This window comes from Stieleria magnilauensis (genome assembly GCA_007753675.1).
GTDB lineage: Bacteria > Planctomycetota > Planctomycetia > Pirellulales > Pirellulaceae > Stieleria > Stieleria magnilauensis.
In genome coordinates, this window is record CP036432.1 from 4649950 (window position 1) to 4663756 (window position 13807).

At 59.1% G+C, this 13807-nt stretch carries 11 protein-coding genes and 2 tRNA genes; 9 read left to right on the forward strand and 4 right to left on the reverse strand.

Going from position 1 to position 13807, the window contains the following annotated elements; all coding sequences use genetic code 11:
• Positions 1-125: 125 nt before the first annotated feature.
• Positions 126-1001, forward strand: coding sequence for a hypothetical protein (locus TBK1r_RS16340; protein WP_145212704.1), 876 nt, complete (start codon positions 126-128; stop codon positions 999-1001).
• Positions 1002-1011: 10 nt separating this feature from the next.
• Here TBK1r_RS16340 and TBK1r_RS16345 read toward each other — a convergent pair whose 3' ends face one another.
• The gene (locus TBK1r_RS16345) at positions 1012-2088 is read right to left on the reverse strand and encodes a M42 family metallopeptidase (RefSeq protein WP_145212706.1); all 1077 of its coding nucleotides are present in this window, start codon (positions 2086-2088) and stop codon (positions 1012-1014) included.
• 897 nt (positions 2089-2985) lie between these two features.
• Here TBK1r_RS16345 and TBK1r_RS16350 point away from each other — a divergent pair.
• The 3 genes from TBK1r_RS16350 to TBK1r_RS16360 all read left to right on the forward strand — a co-directional run bounded on the left by TBK1r_RS16350 (position 2986) and on the right by TBK1r_RS16360 (position 5601).
• Positions 2986-3558 (forward strand): response regulator, encoded by a 573-nt coding sequence (locus tag TBK1r_RS16350; RefSeq protein WP_094412462.1) that lies wholly within the window; start codon positions 2986-2988, stop codon positions 3556-3558.
• A 277-nt stretch (positions 3559-3835) separates the two neighbouring features.
• Positions 3836-4351 (forward strand): cyclic pyranopterin monophosphate synthase MoaC, encoded by a 516-nt coding sequence (locus tag TBK1r_RS16355; protein WP_145222697.1) that lies wholly within the window; start codon positions 3836-3838, stop codon positions 4349-4351.
• 110 nt (positions 4352-4461) lie between these two features.
• Entirely contained in the window at positions 4462-5601 is a 1140-nt protein-coding gene (locus tag TBK1r_RS16360; protein WP_145212708.1) for a polyprenyl synthetase family protein, read from the forward strand.
• Between the two features lie 235 nt (positions 5602-5836).
• Here TBK1r_RS16360 and TBK1r_RS16365 read toward each other — a convergent pair whose 3' ends face one another.
• Positions 5837-6445 carry a glycosyltransferase family 2 protein gene (locus TBK1r_RS16365; RefSeq protein WP_372898418.1) on the reverse strand — a complete coding sequence of 203 codons (609 nt, stop codon included), beginning with the start codon at positions 6443-6445 and terminating at the stop codon, positions 5837-5839.
• Positions 6446-6641: 196 nt separating this feature from the next.
• Between TBK1r_RS16365 and hisI the strand changes: the two genes are divergently transcribed.
• Entirely contained in the window at positions 6642-7043 is a 402-nt protein-coding gene (hisI, locus tag TBK1r_RS16370) for a phosphoribosyl-AMP cyclohydrolase (protein ID WP_419581412.1), read from the forward strand.
• 6 nt (positions 7044-7049) lie between these two features.
• Here hisI and TBK1r_RS16375 read toward each other — a convergent pair whose 3' ends face one another.
• Positions 7050-8207 (reverse strand): outer membrane protein assembly factor BamB family protein, encoded by a 1158-nt coding sequence (locus TBK1r_RS16375; RefSeq protein WP_145212715.1) that lies wholly within the window; start codon positions 8205-8207, stop codon positions 7050-7052.
• Positions 8208-8436: 229 nt separating this feature from the next.
• On the opposite strand from TBK1r_RS16375, the gene aroE reads away from it, so the two are divergent.
• Together aroE and TBK1r_RS16385 are read left to right on the forward strand one after the other, a co-directional pair.
• The gene (gene aroE, locus TBK1r_RS16380; protein ID WP_145212718.1) at positions 8437-9930 is read left to right on the forward strand and encodes a shikimate dehydrogenase; all 1494 of its coding nucleotides are present in this window, start codon (positions 8437-8439) and stop codon (positions 9928-9930) included.
• A 19-nt stretch (positions 9931-9949) separates the two neighbouring features.
• On the forward strand, positions 9950-10498 hold the full coding sequence (locus TBK1r_RS16385) for a GNAT family N-acetyltransferase (protein WP_419581413.1): 549 nt from the start codon (positions 9950-9952) through the stop codon (positions 10496-10498).
• A gap of 80 nt (positions 10499-10578) precedes the next feature.
• Here the strand turns inward: TBK1r_RS16385 and TBK1r_RS16390 are convergent, their stop codons facing one another.
• Entirely contained in the window at positions 10579-12573 is a 1995-nt protein-coding gene (locus TBK1r_RS16390) for a redoxin domain-containing protein (protein WP_419581414.1), read from the reverse strand.
• A gap of 346 nt (positions 12574-12919) precedes the next feature.
• Here TBK1r_RS16390 and TBK1r_RS16395 point away from each other — a divergent pair.
• Together TBK1r_RS16395 and TBK1r_RS16400 are read left to right on the forward strand one after the other, a co-directional pair.
• Positions 12920-12993, forward strand: a tRNA-Ile gene (locus tag TBK1r_RS16395).
• A gap of 87 nt (positions 12994-13080) precedes the next feature.
• Positions 13081-13153 (forward strand) — tRNA-Ala (locus tag TBK1r_RS16400).
• Positions 13154-13807 lie beyond the last annotated feature (654 nt).

The window sequence follows — 13807 nt, forward strand, 5'->3', positions numbered from 1 at the left end:
CAACCCTCGCACCTAACGCTGCGAAGCATTTATCCGCTGTGTTTGACGAGGTTTGAGCGGAAGGGCGCAAGCCCAATACCGCTAAGAAATGCTTCACAGCGTTGCCTTCCACCGTGAGCTTCAGGATGACGCATCGGCAGACCAACACCAGGAAAAAAATACGCCACCGAACCGGCAAGACGCGGGCGGTGACGCCAAGCGTGCACCCGGCAGGGCCTTCGCCGCGTGATCCCGAGGTTTTGGGGCGACTGGCCGGCGAAGTCGCGATTCGAACGTTTCCCGCATCGCAGCGTGATCAATGGCGACGACAGATCTATGAGCAGATGCTGTTGACCAGTCGCTGTATCGACGGGCCGAATTTCCAAAAGGTCTCGCCGGAAGACGTTTCCAGGATGATCCGGTTGTACGACGACCGCTTCTTCGACGGCCAAATCCTCAGCGCCGCGTCGGCCGAAGGAATCTCCTTTCAATTGTCATCCCGAATGACCAGCGTCGGCGGCAAATTGGTCACCCAATACCCCGAAGGCAATTATGACGGGCGGCGACAATTTGAACTGGTCCTGTCCAGCACGCTGCTGTTTCAAACGTTTGAAGACGTCTCGCGGCCGATCGAGGTGGCCGGGTGTGTTTGCCATGACCGCCTGGAGGCGATGCAACGGATCGCCGAACACGAATTTGTGCATCTGATCGAGATGCTGATTTGGAATGACGGCAATTGCAGCGAAGCCCGCTATCAGTCGATCGCCCATCGGTACTTCGGCCACACCGACTATCAACACAACTTGATCACCCAGCGTGAACGCGCCGCGGTCCGCTTCAACATCCGCGTCGGCGACGACGTGGTGTTCCATCACGAAGGGCACCGCATGCAAGGCCGCATCAACCGCATCACCCGCCGGGCGACCGTGCTGGTCCCCAACCCCGCCGGGCAAAAGTTCAGCGACGGAAAACGCTACTCACGCTACTACGTCCCGCTGGAACGGCTACGCCGGGTTGAATAGGTTTCAAGTTTCAAGTTCCTGGCGTAAAGTCATCGTCAGACTGAAGCGCCGCGGCGAAGTGGGCGAGAAGTTGCGCGACGTGATCGATGTCGTCCAGCGAAATCGCTTCGACGGCAGAGTGCATGTAGCGATTGGGGATCGCCACCAGCCCGGTGGCAACGCCGGCACCGTGGAGTTGCAAGACGTTGGCATCGTTGGGGGTCGCCCGTCCGATGGCGGCCAGTTGGTAGGGGATGTTGTGGGCTTCGGCCAGTTCGATCAGCCGCGTGGCGACTTTGGGGTTGATGTTGGGTCCGCGAAAGATCACCGGTCCGCCGCCGAGGCGAATGTCGCCTTGTTTGTTTTTGTCGATGGTGGGGCAGTCCGAGGCGTGGGTCACATCGACGGCGATGGCGACGTCGGGATCGATTCCACCGGCGGCGGTTTTGGCGCCACGCAGTCCGATTTCTTCTTGAACGGTGGAGACGCTGTGCAGGTGGCAGCCGATCCCGCCGGCGCCGGCCAGTTCGTTCGCGCGTCGCAACGCTTCGATCACCGTCCACATCCCGGTCTTGTTATCCATCCCGGGACCGCTGACGAGTGAGTTCATCAACGGGCGCAGCTGCAGGTCCAACGTGATCGGGTCGCCGATGCGTATCTGCTCGCGCGCCTGTTTGTCGTTGTTGGCACCGACGTCCAACCACATTTCGTCCAGTCCGACAACCTTTTTGCGTTCGTCGTTGTTGAGCAGGTGAATGGGTTTGCGGCTGATGACCGCGGGGACTTCACCAGAGTCGGTCCAGATCGACATGGCTTGCCCGATCAATTGTTGGGGATCCCAACCGCCAATGGTTTGCGCGTACACAAAACCGTTTTCATCGATGTGGGAAACCAACATCCCGATTTGATCGCAGTGTCCGGCCAGCATCAAACGCGGTCCGTCACCGTTGCCGACTTCGGCGATCAAGTTGCCGTGCACATCGATGCGCACGCAGTCGGCATGGGGCGTGATGTAATCTCGAATCAGTTTCTGGATCCGCTCTTCATATCCCGAGGGACTGGGCGTGGCGATGGCTTGTTCAAAGAAGGCGCGAGCGTTGTCTTGCATGTTGGTTGCAGTGGTGGCGGTGAGGCGTGAAGGTGCGACTGATTTTGCGGCCAGATGACTCGTCGATTGGCATGCTGTCTAGACCGATTGGGAGCGAAAATGAACTTTATAAAAAGTTTTTTTTCTTCGCAAATCGTCTGTTTCGGTGCAACAGAATCCGTGCCTTTGGTGTCTAAAGTCCCGGAAACACGGGTGTTTTGCATCACCGGCATCGATCCGGACGTCCCGATTGATCCGGTCAAGGACCGTCACAGGGGCCATGACGCTTGTTCCCTTCCAAACGCCCTAAAGAATTGGGGCGGTTTTGCTCGACACTAAGTCTCGGATCGACAGTTTTCGACTGGGTTCTCTCGCGGAGAACGGTTTTCACCGTCTCGAGGCAGGAGGGCTGGTGGCAGCCGAGTTGTGGATCCGCCCAGGGGGGGATTCTGGGAAAGCAATCGAGTCGAGGGCGTCGCGTTCGTGACACCTCTCCTTCTCGAAGGCAGATGGCGACTATAGCCGAACGTTCCTGTAAACATCGGCATGATGACAACACCCATCATCATGTCAGCCGTGTTTCACCAATGGAACGTTGGGCGTTGGTCGCCGGACGTCACAGCATCTACCCCGACCAAAGCGGAGTGATCCGTTTGTAAACGTTTGAAACCTAGCAAGTGATCCCGTTCGGTAAGCGTCACAGGATGTGAGCCGGGTGGCCTGACCCAGCTTTCGGTTTGCAGTACACGACAGCATTCAGGTTCGTAAGACTTTGTCTCAGCGATCAGGACCGGTGAGACAGATGAAACGAACGAGAAGGCGTGCGGCACAACTGATCGACCAAGGCCATGAGAACATTGGGTACCGACGCACCATTGTTCGAGGGAATAATCAACGAGGCGTTATGGAGAGCCTGATATGAAGGTCTTTACGACTGGACAGGTCGCCAAGATTTGCAAAGTCGCACCCCGAACTGTTTCAAAATGGTTCGATTCGGGGCGTTTGAAAGGCTACCGAATCCCAGGATCACAAGATCGTCGTATTCCACGTGAATACCTGATCAAGTTCCTGAAGGAGCACGGCATGCCGTTGGGTGACTTGGAGGACGAAGCGATGGCCAAGTGCCTGATCGTCGCCCAAGATCAAGTTTTGATCGAGAACTTGAAGCGAGAATTACCGCCGGAAAAATCGTTCAAGGTCGCAGTTGCGGCGAGCGGTTTCGAAGCCGGAATTCAAGCCGAAAGCTTCACGCCAGACTGCATCATCGTGGACTTTTCGATCGGCAAGATCGAAGCCGTACAGATTTGCCAGAACCTGCGCAAAAATGCGGATTTCACCGATGTCATTCTGATCGCGCTGTTGCCCGATGACGGCCAGCCGATGAGTTTTGATCGAAGCAGCATCAACGAGACGTTCAAAAAGCCGTTCGACGCCCATCTGTTGGCTGAACGACTGAGAACACTCGTCGGAGCAAAGAAAGAACTGGTGTGAACGGTTCCTGCCCCGGCTCAGGCCGCCGCAGGATGCACGCTTCACCACCGACCACAACGAGAACGCCACACATTTCCCGCAAATGTGTGGCGTTTTTTTTATGTTTCAAGTTTCAAGTTTCAGGTTTCAAGTTGGCGGCAGCGGGTTGCGGAGTGGAGAGATTTCGTTACAGAATCGCTCCGACGGCCATCGGCAACAAACCTTTGGAACCTGGAACTTGAAACTTGAAACTAAGAAAATGCCTTCCAACCACTTCGACGCCGATGGCAACGTCCACATGGTCGACGTCTCCGCCAAATCGGTCACCAAACGCATCGCCACCGCCTCGTCGCGGATCTCCATGAACGCCCAAGCGGCCGAACTGGTGCGGCAAGGGACCAGCCGGAAAGGCGATGTGCTGGCGGTCGCACGGCTGGCCGCCATCGCGGCGACCAAGTGGACGCCCCATCTGATCCCCCTCTGTCACGCGATCCCGATCGAGTCCGCGGAAGTCGACTTCGAGTGGGCGGACGAACAGACGGCTGACGAACAGACGGCTAAGGAAACCGAATCGCCGCAGCCGACCTCGCAGCCGACCTCGCCCCCGCAGCTGATCTGTCGCGTCACCTGCGCCACGTCGGGGAAGACCGGCATCGAAATGGAAGCCCTCACCGGCGCCAGTGTCGCCGCGCTGACGGTTTACGACATGCTCAAATCCGTCGATCGGGCGATGCAGATCGGTCCGACACAATTGGAAGGGAAAGAAGGTGGCCAGTCGGGGACGTTCGTGCGAAATCCCGGCACGCATTCCTGATGCGACCAATCGTCCCCCTTTGATTTCGTTATCCCTGGTTTCTAATTGCGGTTTCGTTTCTATTGCAACCGATCGCCCCGTTCCCCCTTCCTGCTGACACGCGTAAGAAAATGGACGCTTCTGAGACGTTTCGAGACCGCTCCGACACGGTACAGGTCGACTCCGACAGCCGAGTCAGCGGCACACGCAACGGTGTGGCGCAGAGCGAATCCCGCCGATCCCCCCCGACGGGCGATCACACGGTCCGCGTGTCCAAGAACAGTGCCGCCCCCTCGGCCAATCCACTGTTGCAGCGACTTTATGGTCCCATCGCCAAGCCGTTGGCCGATGTCGAAGCCACCCTGCGTTCACAATTGCAAAGCCCCTTCGAAGGCGTTTCGGCGTTGCTGCGCCACGGAGTCGCGCTGGGGGGCAAGCGTCTGCGGCCGGCCGTGCACTTGCTGATGGCCGAAGCCCTCGGGGGCGTGAAGCCGAGCAACATCACCATCGGAGCGGTTCTGGAGATGGTCCATACGGCGACGCTGGTCCACGACGACGTGCTGGACGAAGCCGCGACGCGTCGGCATGTCCCCACCATCAACGCCCAATGGAACAATCACACCAGTATTCTGCTGGGCGATTATTTGTTCGCCCAAAGTTTCCAATTGGCTGCGACACTCGACTACACCCGCACCTGCCAGTGGGTCGGCCAAGCCGCACGCCTGGTTTGTGAAGGGGAGTTGCGTCAAGTGCTCGGCCGCGACGATCTCGAAATCGATCGCGACACCTATTTCGAAATCATCCAAGGAAAAACCGCCGAGCTGTGTCGCGTCGCCTGTTCGCTCGCCGCCGCGGAAGCCGGTTGCGATGCGGAAACGACCGATCGACTGGCCGAATACGGCAACAGTCTCGGGATCGCGTTCCAAATCGCCGACGATTTCCTGGACCTGTGGGGCGACGATGAAGCGGTCGGCAAAACGCTGGGAACGGATCTGGAACAGGGAAAAATCACGCTGCCGATCATCCGTCTGCTGGAAACAGCAACCCCCGAGCGACGAAACGCCATTTTGACGGTCCTCAACGGCCCGGCCGCCGACCGGATCTCACAGATTCGCAACTGGCTCGATCAATCCGACGCCAGGGAATTCACCGTCGCAACCGCAGCCGAATTCAAGCAACGCGCCCTCGACGCGATCGCCGATCTGCCCACCGGGACAGCCAAAAACTGCCTGATCGAAATCGCCGAGTTCTCGATCCAACGCTCGTTCTGATTGGGATGTTGAATCGTTACAGTAGCGTCCCGGTGAATCGCCGCTCAAGGAACGACAATGAGGGGCCGCTCGCGCTGGCGCGAACCTAATGCCACCTACTTTCAAACCAATCGGCGTGTTTCGTGTTAGCGGCAGGGCGCGAGCCCTCCGGTCTTTGACGGTGTTTTCGAGCTGAAACCGGACGGCTCGCGCCGTTCCGCTACCCCCTTCAGAGGCAAAGTAGCGGTAGTGAGCGCTAGCGGAGCCTTTGCCCGACTTTCGTCCGTTCGATCGTCTTGATGCGATCGGTCTGACCTTCCAGCCAGTAACGTTTGCCTTTGGGGGCCGAGAGACGCTGCAGATGGGGTCGGCGGATCATTTGGACCGAGCAGGGTGCGCTGGCGTCGGAGCGGATTTCGACCGCGGTATGTTTGTCGGTGCCCCATTGTCGCAAACGCCTCAACAGCGGCGGGGCGAGGGGCTCTTGGCGACTCTCTGCACGTGCCGCGACGACCGACTCGTCTTCGCTCATCACCAGCAGCCGACGGAGATCTTCCATCCGCATCTCGGCGTTCGATTCCTGGATGAACACCAGTTCTCCGGTTGCCCGTTCCAGTCCGGTTTGTCCGGCCGCTTCCATCCCGCGTGGCCGGTCGTGTCGAGCGATCCGAACCTGGGGGTACTTGGCATGCAGCTCTTCCAAGACGTCCCGCGTTTCATCGCGGCTGCCGTCGTCGACGACAATGATTTCAGCGACCTCGTCGGTCAGATCGACCAGGCCTTCCAGGACGTGCTCGACCCGCTGAACGATCTCATGTTGCCGATCGCGAACCGGCAGAACGATCGATAGTTTTGTCGGTGACATGGCGGAAAACCCCGAAACAGCAACCATTGGACAAGAAAGTGTAGGTTGCTTATCGTCCGCGCCGCGGCAGTGCCTTCAGCGGCCGGGCCCGGCGAAACGATTCGGCCAGGGCGGCGTGTCAGTCGTTCCGTTTACTACGAATCTGCCTATAATCCTCGCTGCAGACCTGACCCTCTTTCCCCCCGGACAACTTGCCGTGATCGACGTCTCCGCCGCAGTGGACTTTTCTCGGGGCGCCGACGGTTTATTGCCGGCGATCGCGCAAGATGCCGACAGTGACCGCGTTCTGATGATGGCCTGGATGAACGAAGACGCGTTTCGAGAGACGCTGGCGACCGGTCAAGCCGTCTATTACAGCCGCAGTCGTCAAGCCCTGTGGCGCAAGGGTGAAACCAGTGGGCATCGTCAGAGCGTCAAAGAGATCCGAGTGGATTGCGACCGCGATACGATTCTGTTGCGAGTCGAGCAGGTCGGAGCGGCCTGTCACGAAGGATTCCAGAGCTGTTTCTTTCGAGCGGTCGATCCCGACGACGCCTCGCTCTCGATCGTCGACCCCCGACTCGTCGACCCCAACGAGGTTTACGGGAAAAAAAAGTAGGGCATGCTACTTGCCTCGGAAACAGCGGACCACGCCGTCATCATCAGCGACGAACAGTTCGGTATCGGTGACGGCGACCCCGGCGACGAAGCTGCCGCGAATCTCGTAGCTCCACTTCAACGTCCCGTCGGCCAGGGAGAGTCGCAGCAGCCGTCCGTCGGTCGCGGGAATCCACACGTCGTTACCGGCGATCACCGGAGACGCATCGGCGAACCGCCGCAAGGTGTGTCGCCAGATTCGCTTGCCCGTCTTCAAGTCGATCGCATCGACTTGTTTTCGCTGGCTGCTGACGACGGCGATTTCCCCGGAGATCGCGGCACTGTTGCGATACTCCTGGGCTTGCAACGGGTCTTCGTACCGCCACAACTGTTTCTTGTTCTTCCAATCAAAGGCGAACACTGAACCGTCGTGGGTCGGCAGGATGGCCAGCTCACCGCGGACGGCCGGCGTGCTTCCGGTTGGGCCTTCCAGCGGCATCCCTTCCCCATCGGCCTTGCCGGTTTTTAAATCGACCACGTGCAGTTTGGCATCACAACCGCCCAGGAACGTCCGATCGCCCGCGATCGTGGGGGAACATTGGATCTGGTCTTCGGCGGCATAGGTCCATACCGGCTCTCCGGTCGCCAGCTCGAAACAGTACAGCTTGCCGTCCTGGCAGGCGACCAGCACCTTGTCCTCGTAAATCGCCGCCGAGCCGCTGATCTCGCCGTCGGTCGTTTGGGTCCACAGCTCACTGCCGTCCTTGACTGACAGGGCGTACACGTTGCCGTCGTAGTCGCCGATGACCAGCCGGTCGCCGGCGATCACGGGCGAGGCCAGGAATCCGGTCTGGTAATCTTTCCGCCAGCGTTCCTGTCCGTCGCGACGAGCCAGGCAGTAGATTTTCCCCATCACATCGGCGACGAACACCTGGTCGCCGATCACGATGGGAGTCGACTCAATCGCCTCATCGGCCTTGAATTCCCACGCCACCTGCAGTTCGTCGGGCAGCTGTGCCGTGGTCGCCCCCGACCCGGCGGCGTCGCCACGGGGGAAGGCCCAGTCCGAACCCTGCGCAGCCCCCCGGCTCGCGGTCCCCCCGATCACGACGCAAATCAGTCCGATCACGGGGATTCGGATCGAGGAGGGCAAAGCGAACATCCATCGCGTTTTCGAACTCATCATTTATGACCTGCTGTGTGCTTTGTCCGTGCTGTATTTGTGGCAGAAGCGTTGGATCGACCCGACCGGCCATTCCTCAGGGGAATTAGACTACACCCCTGCTCGTTGCATTCGGTGCGATCTATTATACGCGGGCGGCACTCCGGGCAGTAAACTCGTCATGGAGCCCACCTCCCGTCGCCGAGGCCGCTTCCGGCAATCCACCACCACTTTCCTCGTACTTCAATACCCTATGATTTGTGTCAGTCTCGGTCGCAGTCGCCACACTCGGATGATTGGCGAACACAAGCATTTGGTCGAACAAGGCGCCGAACTTGTGGAATTGCGGCTGGACTATGTCGGTCGAGCCGTCAATCTGAAACGCCTGATGGACAATCGTCCCGGCCCGGTCGTGATGACCGTTCGACGCCGTCAAGACGGGGGGCGTTGGACCAAGAGCGAACAAGACCGACTGATGCTGCTGCGATCGGCGATCGTCGCGGGTGCCGAATACGTCGACATCGAAGCTGACGTGGCATCCCAGATTCCGCGGTACGGCAACACCAAACGAATCATCAGCTACCACGATTTTTCCGGCACCCCGGACAATCTGGAAGAGTTGCATGCGGCGATGGCCGAAGAAGATGCCGACATCGTCAAAATCGCCACCATGGCAAACTCGTTCGCCGACAACGTGCGGATGTTCGACCTGATTCGCAACGCCAAACTCCCCACGATCGGGATTTGCATGGGCGAGATCGGCACCATCACGCGAATTTTGGCCAACCGTTTCGGCGCCCCCTTCACCTATGCGACCTACAGCACGGACAAGAAGATGGCGCCCGGCCAGCTGAATTGGAAAGAAATGTCCAATTTGTACGACGTCAAAAACATCAACGCCGAGACCGAGTTGTTCGGCGTGATCGCCGATCCGGTCGCCCACAGCTACAGCCCCTTGGTGCACAACACGGCGTTCCATGCCGAAAAGATGAACGCGCGGTACCTGCCGCTGCGCGTCCCGCAAGACGATCTGCATCACTTCATGGACAGCGTCGACAAAATCGGACTCCGCGGCATCAGCATCACCATTCCTCACAAAGAGCGGGCGTTGGACTACTGCACCCAAGCCGAATCGAGCGCCAACGGGATCGGTGCGATCAACACCATGGTGTTTCATGAAGGCGATCGCCTGGGCTACAACACCGACTATCGCGCCGCAATGGATTGCATCATCGAAGTCATGGAAAAGAAAGACGTGCCCCGCGAGAACGCACTTCAGGGTGTCACCGCGATGGTGCTGGGCGCCGGCGGAGTGTCCCGCGCGATCGCTTGGGGGCTGCGGCAACGCCAGGCCGACGTCGTCATCGCCTCCCGCACCGAAGAGCGGGCTCGACTGTTGGCTTCGGAGATCGGTTGCCGCGTGGTGCCCTGGGAAGATCGACACAACCAAAAGGTCCAGCTGCTGATCAACGGAACGCCCGTCGGCATGCACCCCGACGTCGACAAGTCCCCCTTCAAAGCGTCGGCGCTGAATCAATTCATGGTGGTCTTCGATACCGTTTACAACCCCGAGAACACCCTGCTGGTAAAATACGCCAAACGGGCACAGTGTCGGATCATCACCGGGATCGATATGTTTGTCCGCCAGGCGGCCTATCAATTTAAGTTGTTCACTGGGAAAGACGCTCCGGCGATGTTACTGCGAAAAACCATCAAGCAAGCGACCAATCCGGTCCAGCTTCACTGACCAGGGTTGGGCCACTGCATTGAACGATCTTCCGCCACCCGACCCCACGCCGCTGGTTCTCCCGCAACTCCGACAGGCACTGCCCAGCGATGCCGCGGCAATCCATGCCTTACTGCGTCCCTTTGTGATGCAACGGCTGCTGCTCTCGCGAACCCATGCCGAACTGATCGAACTCACCCGGCACGGTTTCGTCGCAATGGTCGACGAAGTGTCAGAGGCCCCGGCGCCCGACATTCCCTCACCGAGTGACCCGACACCGAGCGACGAAGTCACCCCCGAGGAGCCGGCCCAGCGCTGCGTCGGGTTTTCCGCGGTCGAGGTCTACAGCCCCAAGCTCGCGGAACTGCAATGCCTTGCCGTGCATCCCGACTACCAGCGGTTCGGCGTCGGAAAACGCTTGGTCCAGATGTGCGTGGACCGGGCCAGAGACCTAGGCATCATGGAAATCATGGCCATCAGCTCGTCCGACCGCTTCCTGGAAAACTGCGGCTTCCACTACTCGCTCCCCGATCAGAAGCGAGCTCTGTTCCAACAACTTCGGCCCCGACCGTACGAGGATCGGAGTTAGGAGTTTCAAGTTTCAAGTTTCAAGTTTCAAGTTTCAAGTTGCAGCCAACCTGGAACCTGAAACCTGGAACCCGAAAAACTTTACTTGACCATTTCTTCGATCACAGCGTCCAGTTCGGCGGCGCGAACGTTGTGTCGCACCACGGTGCCGTCTTTGTCGACCAGCATCATCGTCGGCAGCGTTTGCACGCCGAAGGCTTTGGAGAGCCGGCTCGATTCCAAACCGCCCTCTTCGAACAACTGAATCCACGGCAGTCGGTTCTCTCGGAGGAACGCTTCGGCATCGCCACGCCGTGCATCGACGTTGATGCCGACCAGCGTCAACCCTTCTCGCTTGTAGCGGCCCTGCAGACGGCTGAGCAGTTTCATGTCTTGCTTGCAGGGTTCGCACCAGGTTGCCCAGTAGTGGACGACCACCGGTCGACCGCGAAGCTGTGAAAGCTTGAACGATTTGCCGTCGATGGTCGTGCCGTCGAGTTCGATTTTGCGTCCCACCGACTCCAGCCGCCGAACGGCGCCGGCGGCCTTTTCGCCGGCCTCGGTGCCTTTGTATCCGTCACGTACTTTGCGGTAGTACGCCAACGCTTCTTTCTCGTTGTCTTCGAACTCTTTGGCGAGCGCCAATTGAAGCATCGCTTGTGCGGATTCGATCGTCTGGGGGTGGGCATCGACGAAGGCGGCGAGCGTTTCCAGGTACCACATTTGGACCTTCTCAAAATCCGCATCCGGCGTTTGCTTGAGCACGTATTCGGCTTGGATGGCCTGGTAATCGGCATAGGCCGCCAACGCGTCATTGGCCCGGGCAAATTTGCCGGCCACGCGTTTCAGCCGGTCCAGCCCGTCGGGGTATTGTCCGCTCTGCACCGCGACACTGACGGTGTCGACCAACTGACGTGTCCAGGTCGCCCGGTCCTCGTCATTGCCAGAGCCCGCGATCAGTTTTTCGACTAGATCGGCGCGGGCGGCGTGCAGCGCCGGCAGCCCCGCTTCGGGGGCCGACGCCAGTTTCTTGTCGAGCGATTCGAGCTGGGTGACCAGAGCCTGGAGCCCTGAATCGGACGTCGGTGACAAAGCGGTTGCCGCACCACCGGGGGTAAAGAACAGGCCGCTGGACTGGGTCAACGCACCGTCGTCGCCGACGTTAGGCAACGAGACCATCCGCCAGCGATCACCGACCTGGACCAGCGTACCGACCATCAATTGTCCGCTTTGCCCACCGTTTTCGTACATGGCGACGACATTTTCGTAGACCACCAGGTCCTTCGTGCTGCCGTTGGTGCCTTCGGGAACCAGCCCGGGAGCCGGGGCTGCAAATTGAAGCCACTCCGTTTCGGGACCGATGGCGGTTTGTGATTTTGCCAGATCGGCAAAGTTCCGCGCCGCCAGCTTGGCTTTCATTTCAAGTTCCGCCAGCTTGGCCTCCCCGAGCCCGAGGGACGCCAGTTCCGCGGGGGTGGCCAGCAAACGGGCGAAACGACGCGGGTCCTTGTCGCGGAGCGCAGCGACGACTTCGGCGGAAACCTCTTCGGCGGAGATTCGTCGCCAGGCATCGATACGGCCGTCTTCGTCCTGATCCACCCCCCAACGGGTGCCCGTGTTCCCGAGCCACCGATACTGGTCGGCTTTGCCGTTGAAATCCGCATCGATGTCGCGGTAGGCCTCCACGCCGTAATTGTAATACGACCAAAGGTCGATCTTTTTGTCGCCGTTGGTGTCGACGAAGCGACGCAGCAGGTGGCCGTCGGGTCCGGTCACTTCCCAGCCGTTTTGGCCGTCTTCGGTGATATCGCTGACCGTGCATTTGGCCACTTGCTCGGCAGGAACAAGCTCATAGTTGGCGTCTTGCTGCAGCGGTTTAAGAGAAAGTGCCTGGGCGGCGGTGGGGCTTTGCGCGACGGCGGGGTGGGCCAAACCGGCCTGAATCGCCGTGGCAGCCGCGAAAAGCCCCGCGCCGAGCCACTTGGGAAGCCGCGTGTTGCGGAACATGGGCGTCACGAAACACGCATCCCAAGCATGCCATTGGCGTCGAGCGTTGACGTTAACCAGGGCAGGTCGCCGAGTGGAACGATCCATCATCTTCACAGGTGTCCATAGAGTGGGAGAGTTGATACGCCGACTATTTTGACCGAACCCGGGGCTTTGTTGGAATGTCGATTTAAGTGAAATGGTCGTTGTGCCGAATAAAACTGGTCCACCGGCAAACAAATCTCGTCCGAGGATTGCTTTGGCGACGGTCGTTCCGGCGGTTGGTGAGGAATCAGAGAAGCTTTTTTCGCTTAGAATGCCAACTTGGCTTTGACAGCCATTTTGGTTTGCGTAAACTTCTCGCTCGCCCGGCGGGACTTGCCGTGTGGGACAGCTCTGGCTGGACACTGGTTTGAAAGCGTTGCTTTCACTGCAGATTGTGTTGCCGGGCAAACAAGGGCGTGTAGCTCAGTTGGTTAGAGCGCGTCGCTGATAACGACGAGGTCCCAGATTCGAGTTCTGGCACGCCCACTCGGTTGCTTTGCAACCAAAATCGAAGTGAAGTGAAATTTCAACTTTGAAATTTCGGATCTGAGATGCACCCACCAGGGTGCCCTCGGGGGTATAGCTCAGTTGGGAGAGCGCCTGCTTTGCACGCAGGAGGTCGTCGGTTCAAGTCCGTCTACCTCCACTTCGGTTCGACGGGAATGAAGGCCGGCCGGATTGACAACCACGTCAAGCCGGACCGACCAGGGAAAACGCTCGCCCAGCGCGAGCAAATGTCATGCCGGCATCGCCTGCGTGTGACCCGCAAGGCGGCCTCGGGCCGTGATTGACGGCGGGTCCAAACGCAAGACGTGCCGCCTGGCAACCCAACCTTTCCACTCCTGCACGAGGAAAACCTCATTGCAGGACCGCGGTAGGCCGCGGCGGAAGGCTAAGAAAAAGTTTTCTTGGTTTTCCGATGAAGAACGGTTGACGGCCACGGCCGTCGGCTCTATCTTCCCGCCTCGCTCGTGAGTGACCGCCCGCCGCAGAGTTCTGCGGCGGGCGGCTGCTAACGCAGCGTCCTTCGATTGCACCCTGTCGGGGTGCGGTCGGAGAACTGATTTTTGACAATTTGGTTGTTTGGTAATTGGCATCAGTAATCTGCCGGTCAGTTCTTTGAATTGATCGGCGACTACAAAGTTCTTCGGAATAAGCGTTGCCAGTGTCGTCCATCGGGCTCCTTAAGCCTGGTGTGATCGGTGCTGGCAGATAGAAGCGAATCTGACAGGATTCTGTGCGAATACTGAGTTGAGACGTTGTGGCATTGCGATGCAGTGTTGTGACCGATCAATCCAGT

Bases quoted from the DNA above. Each gene is read 5' to 3' on its own strand.
- TBK1r_RS16375 (WP_145212715.1), bottom strand. From the start codon at position 8,207: ATGATGAGTTCGAAAACGCGATGGATGTTCGCTTTGCCCTCCTCGATC.
- TBK1r_RS16340 (WP_145212704.1), top strand. From the start codon at position 126: ATGACGCATCGGCAGACCAACACCAGGAAAAAAATACGCCACCGAACC.
- TBK1r_RS16355 (WP_145222697.1), top strand. From the start codon at position 3,836: ATGGTCGACGTCTCCGCCAAATCGGTCACCAAACGCATCGCCACCGCC.
- TBK1r_RS16345 (WP_145212706.1), bottom strand. From the start codon at position 2,088: ATGCAAGACAACGCTCGCGCCTTCTTTGAACAAGCCATCGCCACGCCC.
- TBK1r_RS16350 (WP_094412462.1), top strand. From the start codon at position 2,986: ATGAAGGTCTTTACGACTGGACAGGTCGCCAAGATTTGCAAAGTCGCA.
- TBK1r_RS16390 (WP_419581414.1), bottom strand. From the start codon at position 12,573: ATGATGGATCGTTCCACTCGGCGACCTGCCCTGGTTAACGTCAACGCT.
- TBK1r_RS16365 (WP_372898418.1), bottom strand. From the start codon at position 6,445: ATGTCACCGACAAAACTATCGATCGTTCTGCCGGTTCGCGATCGGCAA.
- aroE (WP_145212718.1), top strand. From the start codon at position 8,437: ATGATTTGTGTCAGTCTCGGTCGCAGTCGCCACACTCGGATGATTGGC.
- TBK1r_RS16360 (WP_145212708.1), top strand. From the start codon at position 4,462: ATGGACGCTTCTGAGACGTTTCGAGACCGCTCCGACACGGTACAGGTC.